Origin of the sequence: Streptomyces sp. NPDC093085 (assembly GCF_040683935.1) — a bacterium.
Lineage (GTDB): Bacteria > Actinomycetota > Actinomycetes > Streptomycetales > Streptomycetaceae > Streptomyces.
In genome coordinates, this window is the sequence record NZ_JBFBFB010000006.1 from 327,212 (window position 1) to 347,117 (window position 19,906).

22 protein-coding genes and 2 pseudogenes are annotated in these 19,906 nt (G+C 71.0%); 19 read left to right on the forward strand and 5 right to left on the reverse strand.

Annotation, left to right across the window (positions count from 1 at the left end; translation table 11 throughout):
* Positions 1 to 33: 33 nt before the first annotated feature.
* The 4 genes from AB0O07_RS20185 to AB0O07_RS20200 form a co-directional block, all read right to left on the reverse strand.
* Complete coding sequence (locus tag AB0O07_RS20185) at positions 34 to 390, reverse strand: DUF2620 domain-containing protein (protein WP_365635025.1); 357 nt, start codon at positions 388 to 390, stop codon at positions 34 to 36.
* A complete protein-coding gene (locus AB0O07_RS20190) occupies positions 387 to 800 on the reverse strand; it encodes a transcriptional antiterminator (RefSeq protein ID WP_365635027.1) in 414 nt (137 codons plus the stop codon). The genes AB0O07_RS20185 and AB0O07_RS20190 overlap by 4 nt, the downstream gene beginning before the upstream one ends.
* Before the next feature lie 149 nt (positions 801 to 949).
* Positions 950 to 1,885, reverse strand: a complete 936-nt coding sequence (gene yhfZ, locus AB0O07_RS20195) for a GntR family transcriptional regulator YhfZ (RefSeq protein ID WP_365635311.1) — start codon at positions 1,883 to 1,885, stop codon at positions 950 to 952.
* Between the two features lie 97 nt (positions 1,886 to 1,982).
* Complete coding sequence (locus AB0O07_RS20200) at positions 1,983 to 2,792, reverse strand: methyltransferase domain-containing protein (protein WP_365635313.1); 810 nt, start codon at positions 2,790 to 2,792, stop codon at positions 1,983 to 1,985.
* A gap of 710 nt (positions 2,793 to 3,502) precedes the next feature.
* Here AB0O07_RS20200 and AB0O07_RS20205 point away from each other — a divergent pair.
* The 17 genes and pseudogenes from AB0O07_RS20205 (at position 3,503) to AB0O07_RS20285 (ending at position 16,842) form a co-directional block, all read left to right on the forward strand.
* Entirely contained in the window at positions 3,503 to 4,096 is a 594-nt protein-coding gene (locus tag AB0O07_RS20205; RefSeq protein WP_365635030.1) for a hypothetical protein, read from the forward strand.
* Positions 4,097 to 4,504: 408 nt separating this feature from the next.
* A complete protein-coding gene (gene rpsP / locus AB0O07_RS20210) occupies positions 4,505 to 4,948 on the forward strand; it encodes a 30S ribosomal protein S16 (RefSeq protein ID WP_365635033.1) in 444 nt (147 codons plus the stop codon).
* A 2-nt stretch (positions 4,949 to 4,950) separates the two neighbouring features.
* Entirely contained in the window at positions 4,951 to 5,190 is a 240-nt protein-coding gene (locus AB0O07_RS20215; protein WP_365635036.1) for an RNA-binding protein, read from the forward strand.
* A gap of 153 nt (positions 5,191 to 5,343) precedes the next feature.
* On the forward strand, positions 5,344 to 5,952 hold the full coding sequence (gene rimM, locus AB0O07_RS20220) for a ribosome maturation factor RimM (protein WP_365635038.1): 609 nt from the start codon (positions 5,344 to 5,346) through the stop codon (positions 5,950 to 5,952).
* Complete coding sequence (gene trmD / locus AB0O07_RS20225; RefSeq protein ID WP_365635041.1) at positions 5,949 to 6,770, forward strand: tRNA (guanosine(37)-N1)-methyltransferase TrmD; 822 nt, start codon at positions 5,949 to 5,951, stop codon at positions 6,768 to 6,770. The genes rimM and trmD overlap by 4 nt, the downstream gene beginning before the upstream one ends.
* A gap of 128 nt (positions 6,771 to 6,898) precedes the next feature.
* Complete coding sequence (rplS, locus tag AB0O07_RS20230; protein WP_365635044.1) at positions 6,899 to 7,249, forward strand: 50S ribosomal protein L19; 351 nt, start codon at positions 6,899 to 6,901, stop codon at positions 7,247 to 7,249.
* Between the two features lie 94 nt (positions 7,250 to 7,343).
* Positions 7,344 to 8,159, forward strand: coding sequence for a signal peptidase I (gene lepB, locus AB0O07_RS20235; protein WP_365635047.1), 816 nt, complete (start codon positions 7,344 to 7,346; stop codon positions 8,157 to 8,159).
* Positions 8,152 to 9,244: pseudogene (gene lepB / locus AB0O07_RS20240) on the forward strand (signal peptidase I). Before lepB (AB0O07_RS20235) ends, lepB (AB0O07_RS20240) begins: the two are co-directional and overlap by 8 nt.
* Positions 9,138 to 10,076, forward strand: a complete 939-nt coding sequence (gene lepB / locus AB0O07_RS20245) for a signal peptidase I (protein WP_365635315.1) — start codon at positions 9,138 to 9,140, stop codon at positions 10,074 to 10,076. The pseudogene lepB (AB0O07_RS20240) and the gene lepB (AB0O07_RS20245) overlap by 107 nt, the downstream one beginning before the upstream one ends.
* 40 nt (positions 10,077 to 10,116) lie before the next feature.
* Positions 10,117 to 10,878, forward strand: coding sequence for a signal peptidase I (gene lepB, locus AB0O07_RS20250; protein ID WP_365635049.1), 762 nt, complete (start codon positions 10,117 to 10,119; stop codon positions 10,876 to 10,878).
* Positions 10,868 to 11,395 (forward strand): NUDIX hydrolase, encoded by a 528-nt coding sequence (locus AB0O07_RS20255; RefSeq protein ID WP_365635052.1) that lies wholly within the window; start codon positions 10,868 to 10,870, stop codon positions 11,393 to 11,395. The genes lepB (AB0O07_RS20250) and AB0O07_RS20255 overlap by 11 nt, the downstream gene beginning before the upstream one ends.
* 65 nt (positions 11,396 to 11,460) lie before the next feature.
* On the forward strand, positions 11,461 to 11,769 hold the full coding sequence (locus tag AB0O07_RS20260) for a DUF2469 domain-containing protein (RefSeq protein WP_006139554.1): 309 nt from the start codon (positions 11,461 to 11,463) through the stop codon (positions 11,767 to 11,769).
* A 189-nt stretch (positions 11,770 to 11,958) separates the two neighbouring features.
* Positions 11,959 to 12,336: a YraN family protein gene (locus AB0O07_RS20265; protein WP_365635055.1), complete on the forward strand. Its 378-nt coding sequence runs from the start codon at positions 11,959 to 11,961 to the stop codon at positions 12,334 to 12,336.
* Positions 12,336 to 13,961, forward strand: coding sequence for a YifB family Mg chelatase-like AAA ATPase (locus tag AB0O07_RS20270; protein WP_365635058.1), 1,626 nt, complete (start codon positions 12,336 to 12,338; stop codon positions 13,959 to 13,961). Before AB0O07_RS20265 ends, AB0O07_RS20270 begins: the two co-directional genes overlap by 1 nt.
* On the forward strand, positions 13,958 to 15,151 hold the full coding sequence (gene dprA, locus AB0O07_RS20275) for a DNA-processing protein DprA (protein WP_365635061.1): 1,194 nt from the start codon (positions 13,958 to 13,960) through the stop codon (positions 15,149 to 15,151). Before AB0O07_RS20270 ends, dprA begins: the two co-directional genes overlap by 4 nt.
* Before the next feature lie 235 nt (positions 15,152 to 15,386).
* Entirely contained in the window at positions 15,387 to 16,223 is an 837-nt protein-coding gene (gene whiG / locus AB0O07_RS20280) for an RNA polymerase sigma factor WhiG (RefSeq protein ID WP_365635064.1), read from the forward strand.
* Between the two features lie 61 nt (positions 16,224 to 16,284).
* Positions 16,285 to 16,842 (forward strand): helix-turn-helix domain-containing protein, encoded by a 558-nt coding sequence (locus AB0O07_RS20285; RefSeq protein ID WP_365635317.1) that lies wholly within the window; start codon positions 16,285 to 16,287, stop codon positions 16,840 to 16,842.
* A 194-nt stretch (positions 16,843 to 17,036) separates the two neighbouring features.
* Here AB0O07_RS20285 and AB0O07_RS20290 read toward each other — a convergent pair.
* A pseudogene (locus AB0O07_RS20290) lies at positions 17,037 to 17,636 on the reverse strand (M23 family metallopeptidase); the annotation flags it as partial.
* A gap of 392 nt (positions 17,637 to 18,028) precedes the next feature.
* Between AB0O07_RS20290 and rpsB the strand changes: the two are divergent.
* Both rpsB and tsf read left to right on the forward strand, forming a co-directional pair.
* Entirely contained in the window at positions 18,029 to 18,916 is an 888-nt protein-coding gene (rpsB, locus tag AB0O07_RS20295) for a 30S ribosomal protein S2 (RefSeq protein WP_365635067.1), read from the forward strand.
* 92 nt (positions 18,917 to 19,008) lie between these two features.
* A complete protein-coding gene (tsf, locus tag AB0O07_RS20300; RefSeq protein WP_365635070.1) occupies positions 19,009 to 19,845 on the forward strand; it encodes a translation elongation factor Ts in 837 nt (278 codons plus the stop codon).
* Positions 19,846 to 19,906: the final 61 nt, after the last annotated feature.

Consider the following 19,906-nt stretch of genomic DNA (forward strand, 5'->3'; position numbering starts at 1 on the left):
GAAGTCTCCTCTGCGGTCCGATGGGTCAACGGGTCAGCCGTGCGCGGCGATCGCGCGGGCCATCAGCGGGGCAAGGACATCGATCTGGTCGAGGGCGAAGCCGAAGGCCCTCTTGCCGTCCGAGAGCAGCGCGGCCACCTCGTCCTCCGTCGGCACGGAGCGCCCGAAGGTGTGGCACTGGGAAGTGCCCAACAGCGCCACGAGGAGGCCCAGCGAGGCACCCGCCCCGGTGTGACAGGTCCCCAGGTAGTAGTCGGCCCGACCGGTCCGGAGGGCGGTCGCGGCGTCCATGTCGTTGGAGACCCGGACCGCCACGCCGTCGAGGCCGAGCCGGGAGAGGATGTCCGCGACCTCGGTCTTGCCGACGCCCCCGGTGAGGATCTCCGTCATGACCGGGTCCTTTCTTCCGCCGCCGACGAGTGGCGCGGGACGGGGGAGTTCTGGGCCAGCGCGGCCAGATGCAGGCCCAGGAAGTTGACCTCGGAGCCGGGCAGCGGTGCGCCGAGCGCCTTCTCGGCCCGGACGGCCACGGCACGCGCCCGGGTGACCGCGTCGGGGTGCCCGGCCAGCTCGGCCGTGACCTGGGCGTCCCCGGGAAAGGTCTCGATCGGCAGGCCGTCCATCAGCCGGGTGAGCGCCGTCATCAGATGGTTCGTGAGCAGCCCCGCGGTGTCCTCGGTGACGGTGAGGCCCTCGGCGGCCAGGGCGTCCAGCTCCGCCGCGACGAACGCGGCCACCTCGGGGCGGGCCTGGCCGGTCTCATGGAAAAGCCGGATACGGAGGGCGAGTTGATCGTCCACGATGCTCCTTCCTTCGGGTCGTACGAGCGGATGAAAAGATAAAACAGTAACCAGTATTTTGGATTTTGAGCCCCGGTCGGGCGCGCCGGATGCACTCTGCTCGGCTGGGGGGTGCGAGGGAGGTGCCCCGGTCCGGGCGGAGGGCCGGTTCAGTACGTGGGGGTGCGCTCGCCTCGTACCACCTCCGCCTGCAAGGCGGTGACGACGGACAGATCGAGGGAGTCGCGTACCGCGCCGAGTGCCTTCGCCCCCCCCTGTCTGCCGATAATCGCGGCGCTGGAGGTGCGTGGCGACAGCTCGCGCGTGACCTCGTCGCCGAGCGGCAGCACCTCCACCCCCGTGCCGACCAGGCCCTGTGCCTCGTCCAGGTTCCAGACGGTGGCATCCGCCCGGTCGTACGCGAACAGCTCGCCCAGTTGTGTGGGCGAGGCGTCGATCCACTCGATGTCGTCCCGCTCCGCGAACGTGCGCTCCGCGAGGGCGCGCTGGTCCTCCGAGGACGGGTCGACAGCCACCCGCAGCCCCGGGCTCGCCAGGTCCGAGCCGTGCCGCAGGAGTATGCCGTGCGCCCCCGCGTAGGTGATCGGGCCCAGGTCCGCGACGAGGTTGACCGGGTACTCCTCGACCAGCCGGTCGGCCGCGAGGCGGGAGAGCACCACGAGGTCGACCTTCCCTTCGAGCAGCGTGGCGGCCCGGGCGTCCGCACCGTGCATGAAGGTGATCGCGAAGGGCGCCCCGGCCTCCTCGAAGGCGGACCGCAGCCCGGTGGCCAGCCCCTCGTGGCGACGGGAGTAGGGCAGCGGCATGGCGGCGACCACCGTGCCGAGCCCGGAGAGCCGCCAGAGTATCGAGCGATCGGAGCGGACGAGGAACGTGCCCAGGTGGCCCCGCGCCGTCGTCTCGATGGCGCCGGCGTCCTCCAGGAGCTGGAGCGCCGCCTGCACCGTCCCGTTCCCGACCCCCAGCTCCTGCGCGAAGTCGCGGACGCGCGGCAGCCGCGTGTCCGGCTCGTGGTTCAGCAGCAGAACCGCGAGCTGCCGGGCCGCGAGCCCGTTGCGGGTCAGGAAGCGCTCGTCGAAATCCATGAAGTCGATCACGAAAACGACAGTAAACAGGATTCTGGATTCTGGCAAGATCTCCCGGCGGATTGGCGTCCACACGCCAATCTGCCGGCCGGGGGTGTCAGGGTGTGCGGGCGATCAGATACCGGAAGACGTTCGGCATCCAGACCGTGCCGTCACGGCGCAGATGCGGATGGAGCGCCTCGCCGATCTCCTTCTCCACCTGCCTCCGGTCGGTCGCCCGGATCGCGCCGTCGAAGACCCCGGTCGAGAGCAGCCCGCGCACCGCGCTCTCCCGGTCCGCGTACCCGAACGGGCAGGCCACCCGCCCGGAACCATCCGGTTTCAGCCCCGCTCGCGCCGCGACATCCTCCAGATCGTCCCGATACGCGGGGCGCCTGACCCCCTTGCGCAGCCGGTCCGCCAGCCGTCCCGCGACGCGCAGCACCGCGTCGGTCGCGCAGCGCTCCGGCGGCCCCCAGCCGGCCAGCACCACCGGAGTGCCGTGCCCGGCCAGCGGTATCGCCGCCCTGAGAGCGGGTTCGAGCCCCCTGGCGTCGCCCGGCACGGAGCCGATCGGCTGGAAGGCGGTGATCAGGTCGTACCCCGCGCGCGGCTCACCCCCGGAGCCTCCGTCCTCCGCCACCGCGTCGGCCATGCGCTCGGCGGGCAGCAGCGTCCCGCTCCGCCGGCGCGCCCCGCTCCCCGTGCCGCCCGGACGTCGCGCGGACCCGTCCCGTTCGTCCTCGGCGCGCAGCCGCTCGCGGGCGAGCGCCAGCCGTTCCCGGTCCGCCTCTACCCCGGTGACCCGGGCGCCTCGCGCGGTGGCCAGCAACAACGCGAGCCCCGAGCCGCAGCCGAGCCCGAGCACCCGGGTTCCGGAGCGCACCTCCAGGCGCTCGTACACCGCCTCGTAGAGCGGCACCAGCATCCGTTCCTGGATCTCGGCCCAGTCGCGGGCCCGCGCGCCGGCCTCCGACGGCGCCGCGAACGCCGCCCCGGCCGCCGCGCCCGGTCCCGTACCCGCGCTCGTGCCGGCGCCCGAAGGGAGTTGGTGGTGCTGGGCGAGCGTACGTGTCATGGATAGCGCCCCAATCCGCCGAGAGGTCGTTCGTACCCTGATGGACAGCCCCCCTGTACGTGCGAGCACACATCCCCCGTATGTCAGAGAACTCCCCATCCGTGCCCGCGTCCAGTGGATGAAGCGCACTGTGTGAGTGCCCCGGGCGCACGCCCCCGCGTGTATGGCTGATTCCTTTTCCTGGCTCCGGAACGCGTACCAGGATCTGAGCAGGACGGTCGAGCGGACGCGCGGCCGAGCGGCGCGCGTCCCGGCCCCGATTGAGCCATTCGGGGCAGCGGTACCGCGGCCCGCGCCGTACGGGCGGACGGTGCCCCCGCTCCGTACCGCCCCCGCACCGGGCGACGCCGGCCCCCCCAGGCCGGGGACCGACGTGGATCGGCTACATGCCGCTACGTATCCGGTGCTACGTACCACCTTGTTGCTCCCTGTGAGCCTTCTCCGCAGTTCTACGCACCCGCCCTCGTCAGGACGCATCAACGGCAACTGACGGGTACGTGCAAATTATTTGTGATGCCCCGTAATGGAACCCGGGAGCGTTCCGGCTCGTTGTTCACGACGTGAGCACGACACCACCTGTTCTCGCCGCAGAGCTGGCACAGGCGTGGGCCGACATTCAGCGGTCCCACCCCGAGCTGCCGGATCTTGCCGCGCCAGAGTCCCTGATCGGAGAGTCGTCGTCCGCCTGTGGCGCCGAACTCTCTTTCGAACGACTGCTTCATGAAGCGGTCCACGGCATCGCCGCGGCCAGAGGTGTCCGTGACACCTCCCGCGCGGGCCGCTACCACAACCGCCGATTCCTCGCGATCGCCGAGGAGATGGGGCTCGACCACCCCGAGGAGCCGCATCCCAGCAGCGGCTTCTCCCTGGTCGCGCTCAGTCCCGAGGCGAAGCGCCGGTACCGCCCCACCATCGAGCGGCTCCAGCGCGCCCTCAAGGCACACACGGTCGCCACGGCCGCCGACACCAAGCGCAGCTTCCGCGGCCCGGCCGCCCGCCACGGCTCGTCCGGTGGCGGGGTACGGGTCAAGGCGGTCTGCGACTGCGGCCGCAACGTGCGGGTCGTCCCCTCGGTCCTCGCCCAGGCCCCGATCGTCTGCGGCGGCTGCGGAAAGCCCTTCCGTATCCCGGAACCGGTCGGCGCGGCCGGGTAGGGCGTGTCCGTGACGTCCCGCCCGAACCGGACGACGGACCCTCGCGCCCGGCCGAAGCGACCTCCGGCTCCCGCCGGACCCCGCCGGCCCCACACGGCGTGTCCTGCTCCGGACCCGGCGCTCCGTAGGGCGCTCCGGGCCCGCGGTACACGGCCCCGTCCTCCACGGGGCCGTGCACCGGCGCCCTTCCGCCCGCGGAGCCGTACGGCCCGCCCCGTACGCCCTGAGCCGTCCCCCGGTCGGGTCAACCCCGGCGCCGAGGTATGGCACAATGGCCAGCCGTACTCGACAGTCGCACAGGACCCCTCTCTCCTCCGGCTGACGCGTCCATCGGGCAGATCGGGTACCGCAACCCCACGCGGCGTTCCGCTGTGCCCAACCACGTCAAGACCAGGAGACACCACTCCAGTGGCAGTCAAGATCAAGCTGAAGCGTCTGGGCAAGATCCGTTCGCCTCACTACCGCATCATCGTCGCCGACTCCCGTACCCGTCGTGACGGCCGGGCCATCGAGGAGATCGGTCTGTACCACCCGGTGCAGAACCCCTCGCGCATCGAGGTCGACTCGGACCGCGCGCGCTACTGGCTCTCCGTCGGCGCCCAGCCGACCGAGCCGGTTCTCGCGATCCTCAAGCTCACCGGTGACTGGCAGGCGCACAAGGGCCTCCCGGCCCCGGCGCCGCTGCTCCAGCCGGAGCCGAAGGCCGACAAGCGCGCCCTCTTCGAGGCCGCCGCGAAGGACGCCGGCGACGAGCCCAAGGGCGAGGCCATCACGCAGAAGGCCAAGAAGTCCGAGAAGAAGGCCGACGAAGCGACCGAGTCCTCGGCCGCCGCCGAGTCGGCCGGAGCCTGAGCATGCTCGAAGAGGCTCTTGAGCATCTCGTCAAGGGCATTGTCGACAACCCGGACGAAGTGCAGGTCGCCTCGCGCAACCTGCGCCGCGGCCGGGTGCTGGAGGTCCGGGTACACCCCGAGGACCTCGGCAAGGTGATCGGCCGCAACGGCCGCACCGCGCGTGCTCTGCGGACGGTCGTGGGCGCCCTCGGCGGCCGCGGTATCCGCGTCGACCTCGTCGACGTGGACCAGGTCCGCTGACACATCGGAACAACGGCACGGGCCGGGAAGGGCACCCACCTTCCCGGCCCGTGCTGACGTCTCCGCACCACTCATGACGGAACCACGGCGGCAAGCGGCCCCCCCCCGCACACGAGCGGCAGGCGGTCCGGCCGCGCGAAGGCGGGCTTGGCAGTGCAGTTGGTAGTCGGGCGGATCGGCCGCGCCCATGGCATCAAGGGCGAGGTCACCGTCGAGGTGCGTACGGACGAGCCCGAGGTTCGACTCGGCCCCGGCGCCGTCCTCGCCACGGAACCGGCCTCTGCCGGGCCGCTGACGATCGAGAACGGCCGGGTGCACAGCGGCAGGCTGCTGCTCCGTTTCGCGGGCGTACGGGACCGTAACGGCGCCGAGGCCCTGCGCAACATCCTGCTGATCGCCGAGGTCGACCCGGAGGAGCTTCCCGAGGACCCGGACGAGTTCTACGACCATCAGCTGATGGACCTGGACGTCGTCCTGGCCGACGGCACGGAGATCGGCCGGATCACCGAGATCTCGCACCTGCCCTCGCAGGACCTCTTCATCGTGGAACGCCCCGACGGCAGCGAGGTGATGATCCCGTTCGTCGAGGAGATCGTCACCGAGATCGACCTGACGGAGCAGCGGGCCGTGATCGAACCGCCCCCCGGACTGATCGACGACCGGGCGGAGACCGTGCCCGGCGAGAAGACGGGAGAACGCCCCGGGGAGCGCCCTGCGGCGGACTCCGGGAACGGCGGCGCCGGAGCGGGCGGCGACCGATGAGGCTCGACGTTCTCACGATCTTCCCGGAGTACCTGGAGCCCCTGAACGTCTCGCTCGTGGGCAAGGCGCGGGCCCGGGGCGTGCTCGACGTCCACGTACGCGACCTGCGCGAGTGGACGTACGACCGGCACAACACGGTCGACGACACGCCCTACGGGGGCGGCCCCGGCATGGTCATGAAGACCGGCCCCTGGGGCGACGCCCTCGACGAGACCCTGGCGGACGGCTACGAGGCGGGCGCGCACGGCCCCGTCCTGGTCGTCCCCACGCCCAGCGGCCGCCCCTTCACCCAGAAGCTGGCCGTGGAGCTCTCCGAGCGCCCCTGGCTGCTCTTCGCGCCCGCACGCTACGAGGGCATCGACAGCCGGGTCATCGACGAGTACGCGACCCGGATCCCCGTGGTCGAGGTCTCCATCGGCGACTACGTGCTGGCCGGCGGCGAGGCGGCGGTGCTGGTGATCACCGAGGCGGTCGCCCGGCTGCTGCCCGGCGTCCTCGGCAACGCGGAGTCGCACCGCGACGACTCCTTCGCCCCCGGCGCGATGGCCGACCTCCTGGAGGGGCCCGTCTACACCAAGCCGCCCGAGTGGCGCGGTCGCGGCATCCCCGACGTCCTGCTCAGCGGCCACCACGGGAAGATCGCGCGGTGGCGCCGCGACGAGGCGTTCCGGCGTACCGCGCGCAACCGGCCCGACCTGATCGAACGGTGCGATCCGGCCGCCTTCGACAAGAAGGACCGGGAGACGCTCTCCATCCTGGGGTGGGCACCCGAACCCGGCGGCCGATTTTGGCGCAGGCCCGACGACGTGGAAGAATAGGCCGCTGCTGTACGTCCGGTGGACGCCCCTGCCACAGGGGGACCGACGCCCGTCCGACGCGAACGGCACTCAACACTCTCCCGATCATCCGCTGATGACCTGTGGCATCAGCGAGGAAGCAGACCTTCATGGCCAGCCTGCTCGACGCCGTCGACGCCCCGTCGCTCCGCAGCGACCTCCCCGCTTTCCGCCCCGGTGACACCGTGAACGTCCACGTGCGTGTCATCGAGGGCAACCGCTCCCGTATCCAGCAGTTCAAGGGCGTTGTCATCCGCCGCCAGGGTTCGGGCGTCCGCGAGACCTTCACGGTCCGCAAGGTCTCGTTCTCGGTCGGCGTCGAGCGCACCTTCCCGGTCCACAGCCCGATCTTCGAGAAGATCGAGCTGGTCAGCCGCGGTGACGTCCGTCGCGCCAAGCTGTACTACCTCCGTGAGCTGCGCGGCAAGGCCGCGAAGATCAAGGAGAAGCGCGACCGCTGATCCCCACGGCCCCGGGTGGGAGACTTCTCACGCCCGGGGCCGGGACTCTTCTCACGCCCGGTGTCACAGGGCCGCCGGATAAGATCTGGCCCCGATGGACACCGATACGCAGCACGAGAAGCGCGACCACTCTTCCGTCACCCCCACGGGGACGGCAGAGCGGTCGCGCTTCTCGCGTTCTCCCCGGCCCGCCGAGGAGGCGGGGACGGCCCCGGAGGCGGCGGAGGAAACCGGGCGTGGAGGGCTCTCCTGGCGCCGTACGGGCCTCCTGGGGATCATCTGTGCGGTTTTCCTTCTGCTCCTCAGTACGTTCGTCCTCCAGCCGTTCCTGATCCCCAGTGGCTCGATGGAACCCACCCTCCAGGTGGGAGACCGCCTGCTCGTCAACAAGTTGGCGTACCGTTTCGGTACCGCGCCGCAGCGTGGTGACGTGATCGTCTTCGACGGCACCGGCTCCTTCGTACAGGAACCGCCCCGCGAGAACCCCGTCACCGGACTGCTGCACGGGGCGGCCGCGGCCCTCGGTCTCGCCGAGCCCGCCGAGACCGATTTCGTCAAGCGCGTGGTCGGTGTGGGGGGTGACCGTGTGGTCTGCTGCGACAAGGGGGGCAGGGTCCAAGTGAACGGCCGGTCCGTTGACGAGCGGTATCTGCATGCCGGAGACGCACCCTCCCGCGTGCCTTTCGACATCGTCGTGCCCGAGGGAACCCTCTGGGTGATGGGCGATCATCGCAGTGAATCGCGTGACTCCCGGGATCATCTCGGAGAGCCGGGAGGCGGGATGGTGCCCGTGAAGAGAGTGATCGGCCGGGCCGACTGGATCGGCTGGCCGCTGGACCGCTGGTCCGCCCTGGAGCCTACGGACGCCTTCCGGCGGGTGCCGGGGCCGGAGGGCGGTGGCCATGGGTAAGCGCGGACGTCCGGCGAATCACGGTTACGACACCAGACTCCCGACCGGTTCACGGCCGACGTCGGGCCGGGCGCTGCCGGGCCGCGCGGAGCGGCGCAAGCTGGCCAAGAAGGTGAAGCGCCGCCGCAGCCGCTCCGCCGCCAAGGAGATCCCACTGCTGATCACAGTGGCGCTCCTGATCGCCGTCGTCCTCAAGACCTTCCTGGTGCAGGCGTTCGTGATCCCCTCGGGGTCCATGGAGCAGACGATCCGGATCAGCGACCGGGTGCTGGTGGACAAGCTGACCCCCTGGTTCGGCGCCAAACCGCAGCGCGGCGACGTCGTGGTCTTCCAGGACCCCGGCAACTGGCTCCAGGACGAGCAGCCCCCGCCGGACAACTCCCCCGTGGTGGTCAAGCAGATCAAGGAAGGTCTCTCCGCCATCGGTCTGCTGCCGTCCGCCGACGACAAGGACCTGATCAAGCGCGTCGTCGCGGTGGGCGGCGACACAGTGAGGTGCTGTGACGTCAACGGCAAAGTGACGGTCAACGGCATGCCTCTTACGGAGGGGTACCTGAACCCCGGTAACGCGCCCTCCACGATCCCCTTCGAGGTCACGGTTCCCGAAGGGCGCATCTTCGTGATGGGGGACCACCGCTCCAATTCGGCCGATTCCCGCTTTCATCTCCAGGAGGAGTACAACGGGACCGTCCCGGAGTCCGGGGTCGTGGGCCGCGCCGTGGTCATCGCCTGGCCGCTCGACCACTGGAGCGGCCTGGAACAGCGCTCCACCTTCGCTTCGGTACCCGATCCGCGTGCCGCACCGGCGACGGCCACAGCACCGTCGAATAGTCTGTCGTCCCAGGATCGAAACGGATTGGTCCGGCTCCCGACCCCTGCGGAACTCCCGCTCGTTATGGGAGTGGTGAGCCTGTCCCTTCTCCGGGACAGGCGATCACAGAGAGTATTCGCGCGGAGTAAGGAGTGGATGTGGGGGACGTGGCGGTCGGCGCACGATCCGGACACGACGATCCCGAGGAGGGACGCGAGCAGCTCGCCGAGTCGCCCGAAGACGTGACGGACAGGCCGGCGGAACAGCGCGGTGACGGCGGGGAGCGACGGGACGACAGGGACACGGCGGAGGGCAGCGGCGCAGGCGCCGCGAGAAAGCCGCGTTCCTTCTGGAAGGAACTGCCCCTGCTGATCGGGATCGCGCTGCTGCTCGCCTTCCTGATCAAGGCATTCCTCGTCCAGGCGTTCTCGATCCCCTCGGACTCGATGCAGGACACATTGCAGCGCGGCGACCGGGTGCTGGTGGACAAGCTCACACCATGGTTCGGCGCGGAACCGCAGCGCGGCGAGGTCGTCGTCTTCCACGACCCGGGCGGCTGGCTCGACGGGGCCGAGACCCCCGAACCGAACGCGGTGCAGTGGTTCCTCGGGCAGATCGGCCTGATGCCGTCCTCCGACGAGAAGGACCTCATCAAGCGGGTCATCGCGGTCGGCGGGGACACCGTGGAGTGCAAGAAGGGCGGAAAGGTCCAGGTCAACGGCCACGCGCTGAACGAGACGGACTTCATCTACCCCGGCAACACTCCCTGCGACGACCAGCCGTTCGGCCCGATCACCGTGCCCAAGGACAGCATCTGGGTGATGGGCGACCACCGGCAGAACTCGCTGGACTCCCGCTACCACCAGGAGCTTCCCGGTCACGGCACGGTGCTGAACAAGGATGTCGTCGGACGCGCCGTCGTCGTCGCCTGGCCGGTGAACCGCTGGTCTCTGCTGCCGGTGCCCGGCACCTTCGACCAGCCGGGACTGAGCACCGCGGCCTCTGTCGCGACGGCCGCGACTCCTGGTGCGCTCGCCCTGGCCGGAGCCGTGCCGATCGTGCTCTGGCGCAGAAGGAGGCTGACCCGCCGGAGTACCGCCGGGTAGGGTGCCGTCCCAGATCGTTCTCCGAACGGGGGGTGCTGGGATGGGCATAACGAAACGCGACAACGACGGCCACGGCCGCCTCGGCAGCATTCTGTCGGGGCTGGCCGTGGCCGTCGGCTGTGTGCTCTTCCTCGGCGGATTCGCCTGGGCGGCGGTCGAGTACCGGCCGTACACCGTCCCCACGAACTCCATGGACCCGACCGTGAAGGCCGGGGACCGGGTACTGGCCCAGCGGATCTCCGGCGGCGACGTACGCCGCGGCGACGTGGTCGTCTTCAGCGACGCCGACTGGGGTGACCTGCCCATGCTCAAGCGCGTGGTCGGCGTGGGAGGCGACAGGATCGCCTGCTGCGACGCCGCCGGCCGGCTCACCGTCAACGGGCGGCCGATCGAGGAACCGTACGTACACGGCATGCTCGGCGGACGCGCCTCCTCGACCGATTTCGAGGCGACCGTGCCCCAGGGGCAGCTCTTTCTGCTCGGCGACGAACGCAGCGGTTCGCTGGACTCCCGGGTCCATCTCCAGGACCCCGCACAGGGCTCGGTGCCCCGTACGGCGGTGGACGCGCGGGTGGACGCCGTCGCATGGCCATGGGGCGGCATGATCGACCGCCCGTCGTCCTTCGCGGCGCTCCCGGGCGGCGTGTCCGCGCCCGGACCGCTGGCGCCGCTGCTCGTGGCGGTGGCGGGCGGTGCGCTGCTGATCTTCGGTGGCGCGGCGTACCCTCCGGTCGCCGAGGCGATCGCGAAGCGGCGCCGGAGCGCGCTCCGGCACGAGGAGGCGTCCGCGCATGCCGGCTGAGGACCGGCCCGGAACGGCGGGCGACGGACGGGGCGGCTCGCTCAGGCGCGTGGCGCGGGTGGTGCTGCTCGACCCCGAGGACCGGATCCTGCTGATGCACGGGTACGAACCGGACGACCCCGGGAGACGGTGGTGGTTCACCCCGGGCGGCGGCCTGGAGGGCGGCGAGTCCCGGGAGGAGGCGGCACTGCGCGAGCTGGCGGAGGAGACGGGGATCACAGAGGTGGAGCTGGGGCCCGTGCTGTGGCGCCGTATCTGCTCCTTCCCGTTCGACGGGCGCCGCTGGGAACAGGACGAGTGGTACTTCCTGGCACGTACGACCCGCACCGACGTCGCCCCCACCGGCCTGACCGACCTGGAGCGGCGCAGCGTAGCCGGGCTGAGGTGGTGGACCTCCGCCGAACTGTCGGCGGCGCGTGAGACGGTGTATCCGAACAGGCTCGCCGAGCTGCTGCGCACGCTGCTCGACGACGGTCCCCCGGACACACCGGTGGACCTCGCGTCCGAGCACGTCTGACGGCGCGGGGCCAGGGCATAGTCCGGAGCACAATAGGGGCACGTACGGCTGAAGGGGAACATGCCATGAGCGCCGAGGACCTCGAAAAGTACGAGACCGAGATGGAGCTGAAGCTCTACCGGGAGTACCGCGATGTCGTCGGTCTGTTCAAGTATGTGATCGAGACCGAGCGTCGTTTCTATCTCACCAATGATTACGAGATGCAGGTCCACTCGGTCCAGGGCGAGGTCTTTTTCGAGGTCACGATGGCCGATGCATGGGTCTGGGACATGTACCGCCCCGCTCGGTTCGTCAAGCAGGTGCGGGTGCTCACGTTCAAGGACGTGAATATCGAGGAGCTGAACAAGAGCGATCTCGAACTGCCCGGCAGCTGAGACGGCTGAGGGTTCCCGGTTCCGGCCATCACCTGGACGGGGGACGGGCTGTGGGGGGCGAGATGCTTCACCCGTGCGGTGATGATCACTCGGACGGGTGAGCGAGTTATCCACATTCGCTGAGTTATCCACCAAGATCCACTTGTTTCGGGAAATCGCGTCAGAGTCGGTGCCGGAGGTGGTGCCGACATGAACGCGACGGGGGCACTCGGAAAGTACGGCGAGAATCTGGCGGCGCGACGGCTGGTCGCGGCGGGCATGACCGTGCTCGCCCGCAACTGGCGGTGCGGCAGGACGGGCGAGATCGACATCGTCGCCCGGGACAGGGACGCGCGGGGCCGGGAGACGCTGGTCGTCTGCGAGGTGAAGACCCGCAGGGTGGGCTCGTTCGAACACCCGATGGCCGCGGTCACGCCGGAGAAGGCCGACCGGCTCAGGCGGCTCGCCGGCTGCTGGCTGGAGCGGTACGGCGGCCCGCCGCCCGGTGGCGTACGGATCGACCTGATCGGCGTGGTGGTGCCCCGGCGCGGCGCCCCCGAGGTCGAGCACGCGCGGGGGGTGGCCTGATGGGGTTCGCGCGTACGTGCTCGGTCGCCCTGGTGGGCGTCGAGGGAGTGGTCGTCGAGGTCCAGGCCGACCTGGAGCCCGGGGTGGCGGCCTTCACCCTCGTCGGCCTGCCCGACAAGAGCCTGGTCGAGAGCCGTGACCGGGTCAGGGCGGCCATCGTCAACTCCGGCGGCGAGTGGCCGCAGAAGAAACTCACGGTGGGCCTCAGCCCCGCCTCCGTACCCAAGAGCGGCAGCGGCTTCGATCTCGCGGTGGCCTGCTCCGTCCTCGGCGCCGCCGAGCGCATCGATCCACAGGCCATCGCCGACCTGGTGCTCATCGGGGAGCTGGGCCTGGACGGACGGGTCCGGCCGGTGCGCGGAGTGCTCCCCGCGGTGCTCGCGGCTGCCGAGGCCGGGTACCGGCAGGTCGTCGTCCCCGAGCGGACCGCGGGCGAGGCCTCCCTCGTGCCCGGAGTCTCCGTCCTCGGCGTACGGAGCCTGCGCCAACTCATCGCGGTCCTCACCGGCGAGGCCGTTCCGGAAGAGCCGCAGGAACCGCTCCAGGGCCGTCCTGACGCCATGCTGGCGGGGCTGATGGTGCCCGGAGCCGGGGTGGGCACCGGGCTCGCCACGCGCACCACGGCCGACGGACACCGGCCCGACCTCGCGGACGTGGCCGGCCAGACCGCCGCCCGTACAGCGCTGGAGGTGGCCGCGGCGGGCGGACACCACCTGCTGCTCCAGGGGCCGCCGGGCGCGGGCAAGACCATGCTGGCCGAGCGGCTCCCCGCCGTACTGCCCCCGCTGACCGCACAGGAATCCCTGGAGGTCACCGCCATCCACTCGGTCGCCGGCATCCTGCCGCCCGGCGAACCCCTGGTCCACACGGCGCCGTACTGCGCGCCCCACCACTCGGCGACCATGCAGTCACTGGTCGGCGGCGGTAACGGGCTGCCACGTCCCGGCGCGGTCTCGCTGGCCCACCGCGGAATTCTCTTTCTGGACGAAGCGCCCGAATTCTCCGGACGGGCACTCGACGCGCTGCGCCAGCCTCTCGAATCCGGACATGTCGTGGTGGCGCGCAGCGCGGGGGTGGTCCGGCTGCCGGCCCGGTTCCTGATGGTCCTCGCCGCCAACCCCTGCCCCTGCGGACGGCACACCGTGAACGGTGCGGGATGCGAGTGCCCGCCCTCGGTGATCCGCCGCTATCAGTCACGGCTCTCCGGGCCCCTGCTCGACCGGGTCGACCTGCGCGTGGACGTTCAGCCCGTCGGCCGCGCCGACCTGCTGGGACAGGGGGACCGGGGCGAGTCCACGGAGGTGGTCGCCGCGCGGGTACGGGAGGCCAGGGCCCGCTCCGCCGCCCGGCTGTCCGGCACTCCCTGGGCCGTCAACAGCCAGGTCCCCGGTCATGAGCTGCGCACCCGCTGGTCCGTCGCCCCCGGTGCCCTCGCGGCCGCCGAACGGGACCTGGAGCGCGGGCTGCTCACCGCACGGGGCGTCGACCGGGTCCTGAGAGTGGCCTGGACGGTCGCCGACCTCGCCGGGAGCGATCTGCCACAGGCCCACCACGTGGACCTCGCCCTGGAACTGCGCACCGGCATCGCGCACGGCGCCCGGGCCGCGGCAGGAGCCCTCTCATGACCCCCGTCGGCCCCGAGGAACGCCGGGCGCGCGCCGCCCTCACCCGGATCCTCGAACCAGGTGACGAACAGGGCGGCCGGTGGCTGCACACCTGCGGTGCCGTCGCCCTGCTGGAACTGCTCGCCGCGCCGGCCGACTCCGCCGACGAGGTACGTGGCCGCCTCGCCGGAGCCACCGAACGGCGGCTCGACAGCTACCGGGCCCGGGCCCGGCGGGCCGTACCCGAGCGGGACCTGGCGGCGATCACCGGGATCGGCGGCCGATTCGTCTGCCCCGGTGACGCGGAATGGCCGAGCCAGCTAGACGACCTCGGTACGGCCCGGCCCATCGGTCTGTGGGTCCGCGGCGGACCGGATCTGCGCATCTGGTCCCTGCGCTCCGTCGCCGTCGTCGGCGCGCGGGCGTGTACTCCGTACGGGGCACATATGGCGGCGAGCCTCGGCTCCGGTCTCGCCGAGCGCGGCTGGGTGGTCACCTCGGGGGCCGCGTTCGGTGTCGACGGAGCGGCCCACCGGGGCGCCCTGGCAGCCGGTGGGGCGACCGTGGCCGTACTCGCCTGCGGCGTCGACGTGGTGTATCCGCCGGGCCACGCCGAACTGGTCGGCCGGATCGTCGAACAGGGCCTGGTCGTCGGCGAACTGCCACCGGGCGACCACCCCACCCGCAGCAGATTCGTGCTGCGCAACCGCGTCATCGCCGCCCTCACCAGGGGCACCGTCGTGGTGGAGGCCGAGTACCGCAGTGGATCCCTGGTCACCGCCCGCTGCGCCCGGCGGCTCGGCCGTTACACGATGGGCGTCCCGGGCCCCGTCACCAGCGGACTCTCGGCCGGCGTGCACGAACTGCTGCGCGGGGAAGGGACGCTGGTCACGGACGCCGCGGAGGTCGCCGAACTCGTCGGGGACATCGGGGAGCTGGCCCCCGCGCGCAAGGGCCCCGTACTCCCCAGAGACCTGCTCGATCCACTGAGCGCGCGGATCCTGGAGGCCCTGCCGTCCCGAGGAGCCGCCGACCGGCTCGACATCGCGCGGGACGCCGGGGCCGGCGAGGACGAAGCGCTCGGCAAGCTGTACGAACTGCACTCGTTGGGGTACGTCGAACGGCGCGGCGACCGATGGCAGTTGGCCGCCCGGACCAGAGCGGAGACCAGCGCTCGGCGAGGCGGCGCTCGACCTGGGGCAATCGGGTGAAAAGGTGAGGCGGACGCCCCCCGTTCCACCTGTGGCGATCCCCGCAGGGCCGGCGGCCGGACAGGGCCTGGCGGACCCCGAGCACGATCGAATACGTGGCCGACGGCATTCACCGGGGCGGGGCCCGGCGCCCGCCCCTCGCGCAGCGCGACGCCTCAGTCACGCTACGCTCACCTGGACTCCGGTCCAAGGAGACATCCCCCGCACTTCACGGCAGAACGGCTCAAGGCGACGTATGCCCCAGCACATCTCCGGGTCTGACCGCGCGGCAGCGCCCCCCGCCGCCCGGAGCGCCGTGCGTTCCCCCGCGCCCTCGTCACTCGACGAGCTGTGGCGGACCTACAAGACCACAGGGGACGGCCGGCTGCGCGAGCAGTTGATCCTGCACTACTCGCCGCTGGTGAAATATGTCGCCGGCCGGGTCAGCGTGGGCCTGCCCGCCAACGTCGAGCAGGCGGACTTCGTCTCTTCCGGGGTCTTCGGGCTCATCGACGCGATCGAGAAGTTCGACATCGCGCGGTCGATCAAGTTCGAGACCTACGCGATCACCCGGATCCGCGGGGCCATGATCGACGAGCTCCGGGCGCTGGACTGGATCCCGCGCTCCGTACGGCAGAAGGCGCGCGCCGTCGAGCGTGCCTACGCCACCCTGGAAGCCCAGCTCAGACGCACCCCCTCCGAGGGCGAGGTGGCCACGGAGATGGGTATCGCCCTGGAGGAACTGCACTCGGTTTTCAGCCAGTTGTCCCTCGCGAACGTCGTGGCGCTGGAGGAACTGCTCCATGTCGGCGGCGAGGGCGGCGAGCGGCTCAGCCTGATGGACACCCTGGAGGACACCGCTGCGGACAACCCGGTGGAGGTCGCCGAGGACCGTGAGCTGAGGCGGCTGCTCGCCCGCGCCATCAACACCCTCCCCGACCGGGAGAAGACCGTGGTCACGCTCTACTACTACGAGGGCCTGACCCTCGCGGAGATCGGCAACGTGCTCGGAGTCACCGAGAGCCGGGTCAGCCAGATCCACACAAAGTCCGTGCTCCAGTTGCGGGCCAAGCTGGCCGACGTCGGACGCTGACACTGTGCCGCGGCGACCGCATCCGTAAAGTGGAGGCGTGCCCAGGATTCGAGCGGCCTCCGTGGCCGAGCACCGGACCATGCAACGCGGCGCCCTGCTGGACGCGGCGCGCTCCCTCCTGTCCGAAGGCGGTACGGAGGCGCTGACCTTCCCCGCCCTCGCCGAGCGCACGGGACTCGCCAGGTCCTCGGTCTACGAATACTTCCGCTCGCGCGCCGCCGTGGTCGAGGAACTGTGCGCGGTCGACTTCCCGGTCTGGGCAGCCGAGGTCGAGGCGGCCATGGCGGACGCGGACACCGCCGAGGCCAAGGTGGAGGCGTACGTACGGCAGCAGCTCGCCCTGGTCGGCGACCGGCGCCATCGCGCGGTCGTCGCGATCTCCGCGAGCGAGCTGGACGCCGGTGCCCGCGAGAAGATCCGCGCCGCGCACGGCGGCCTCATCGCCATGATCGTCGAAGCCCTCGCCGAGCTGGGCCACGAGCAGCCCCGGCTCGCCGCCATGCTGCTCCAGGGCGTGGTGGACGCGGCGGTCCGCCGCATCGAACTGGGCGCGGCCGAGGCGCCCCCGGAGATCGCCGAGGCGGCCGTCTCCATGGCGCTGCGCGGCGTACGGGGCTGACCCCGGCGCCGCCCCGCCCGGTGGGCCCAGGCCGCCACCGCCAGCAGCACCAGCGCGTACCACCCGAACACCCCGTACGAGACACCCTGGCGCCCGGCCGGAACCGTGGCCAACGGCACCGGCCCCGCAGGCCGCGGCGGGCCGGGCGGATGCCCGAGGCGACCGGTCGCGCCCCGGGATACGGCCGGCTCCCGCGGTTCCGACACCCCGAACACCGGCAGCAGCCGGGCCGGGCCCCGGCGCAGCAGGGCGGGCGGCAGGAGCGACAGCGGATCCAGATACGTCCTGCCCCGGAGCAGCCCCCAGTGCAGACAGGTCGTCGGGCAGTGTGAAGGGCCGGCCGACAACATCGCGACGACTTGGCCGGCAACGACCTGCTCACCCTTCCTGACCAGCGGTTCCACCGGCTCGTAGGTGGTACGCAGCGGAGGGTCGCCGGTGCCGGGCAGGGTGATCGAGACGACCCCGCGCCCCGCCACCGGGCCCGCGAAGGAGACCTGCCCCGACGCGGCGGCCCGTACCGGCGCACCCGCGGGCGCCGCGAGGTCCACGCCCCGATGCCCCGGCCCGTACTCCGTCGCGGGCGGCTGCCAGCCGCGCAGCACCGTGGGCCGCGTACCCACCGGCCAGGACCGGCGTGCGTCGGGGAGATCGGGCGGCGGGGGCGCGCCCGGGGAATCGGGAGGGGGCTCGGCGGGTGCGCGCGCAGGCGCGGGAGCTGGCGTACCGGCCGGGTCGGCAGCCGGGTCCGCGGCGGCGCGAGGCTGCCAGAGCAGCCCCACCGCGAGCGCGATGGCCAGCGAGAGGACAGGGGTGAAGGACGGCTTGAGGACATGTCCTCCGGCGCGGGCGAGCAGGCGCGGGAGACGCGAACGGCGGGTGAATCGATGGGTGATCATGCGATACACCGTGGACCAGAACGGCCCGACCGCGCTGATCATGAACCGGATCTGTGGACAACCGACCGGTTGTGGATAACGCCGTCACCCGGGGGTGCGAAGGTCCCGTACACTTCTTGTGGCGATCCGGGTCACCGGGTCGACTTCGCACGCCCCGTCATCGGCCTCTCCGTGCCGATGCCTGCGCTTCTCGGTCTCGGGCTCTTCCGTGGCACAGCGCGCTCGGGGCGTCAGGCGCGACTGCCGTCCGGCGGGCGCGACAACCGAGTATCTCAAGGAGTACGGCCATGGCCGTCGTCACGATGCGGGAGCTGCTGGAAAGCGGCGTCCACTTCGGTCACCAGACCCGTCGTTGGAACCCGAAGATGAAGCGTTTCATCTTCACGGAGCGCAACGGCATCTACATCATCGACCTGCTCCAGTCGCTGTCGTACATCGACCGCGCCTATGAGTTCGTCAAGGAGACCGTCGCCCACGGCGGTTCCATCATGTTCGTCGGCACGAAGAAGCAGGCGCAGGAAGCCATCGCCGAGCAGGCGACGCGCGTCGGCATGCCCTACGTCAACCAGCGCTGGCTGGGCGGCATGCTCACCAACTTCTCCACCGTCTACAAGCGCCTTCAGCGTCTGAAGGAGCTTGAGCAGATCGACTTCGAGGACGTGGCCGCCTCCGGCCTCACCAAGAAGGAGCTGCTGGTCCTCTCGCGCGAGAAGGCCAAGCTGGAGAAGACCCTCGGTGGTATCCGCGAGATGCAGAAGGTGCCCAGCGCCGTCTGGATCGTGGACACCAAGAAGGAGCACATCGCCGTCGGCGAGGCGCGCAAGCTCCACATCCCGGTCGTCGCGATCCTCGACACCAACTGTGACCCCGACGAGGTCGACTACAAGATCCCGGGCAACGACGATGCGATCCGCTCCGTCACCCTGCTGACCCGCGTGATCGCCGACGCCGTCGCCGAGGGCCTCATCGCCCGCTCCGGCGTCGCCACCGGCGACTCGAAGCCGGGCGAGAAGGCTGCCGGCGAGCCCCTCGCCGAGTGGGAGCGCGACCTGCTCGAAGGCGAGAAGAAGGACGACGCCGCGAAGCCGGCCGAGGCCGCCGCCGAGGCGCCCGCCGCCCCGGCCACCGAGGCCCCGGCCACCGACGCCCCGGCCGCCGGCACCGAGCAGGCCTGACCTTCACCAGGTTCGGCAGTTGACGGCGGGGGCCATCGGTCCCCGCCGTCCACCCGTAGATCTTTCAGACCTTCGAAAGAGAATTACAGATCATGGCGAACTTCACCGCCGCTGACGTCAAGAAGCTCCGCGAGCTCACCGGCGCCGGCATGATGGACTGCAAGAAGGCCCTGGAAGAGGCCGACGGCAGTGTCGACAAGGCTGTCGAGACGCTCCGCGTCAAGGGCCAGAAGGGCGTCGCCAAGCGCGAAGGCCGTTCGGCCGAGAACGGCGCTGTCGTCTCCCTCATCTCCGACGACAAGACTTCCGGCGTCCTCCTTGAGCTGAAGTGCGAGACGGACTTCGTCGCCAAGGGTGACAAGTTCCAGGCCGTCGCCAACGCGCTCGCCGCGCACGTCGCCGCGACGTCCCCCGCCGACCTGGACACCCTGCTCTCCTCCGAGATCGAGGCCGGCAAGACCGTCCAGGCGTACGTGGACGAGGCGAACGCGAACCTGGGCGAGAAAATCGTCCTGGACCGCTTCGCGCAGTTCACCGGTGGCTACGTTGCGGCGTACATGCACCGCACCATGCCCGACCTCCCGCCCCAGGTCGGTGTCCTGGTCCAGCTGGACAAGGAAGACGCCCAGGTCGCCAAGGACATCGCGCAGCACATCGCCGCGTTCGCGCCGACGTACCTCAACCGTGACGAGGTCCCGGCCGAGACGGTCGAGAAGGAGCGCCGCGTCGCCGAGGCCACGTCGCGCGAGGAGGGCAAGCCCGAGGCCGCCCTTCCGAAGATCATCGAGGGTCGCGTCAACGGCTTCTTCAAGGAGAACGTCGTTCTGGAGCAGGCCTTCGCCAAGGACAACAAGAAGTCCGTTCAGAAGATCCTGGACGAGGCCGGCGTCACCCTGACGCGCTTCTCGCGCATCAAGGTCGGCATCTGAGCCCGTACGCGATCAACCAAAGACCCCGATAGGGTCGGAGGCAGTCGCTCGCGCGTGCCTG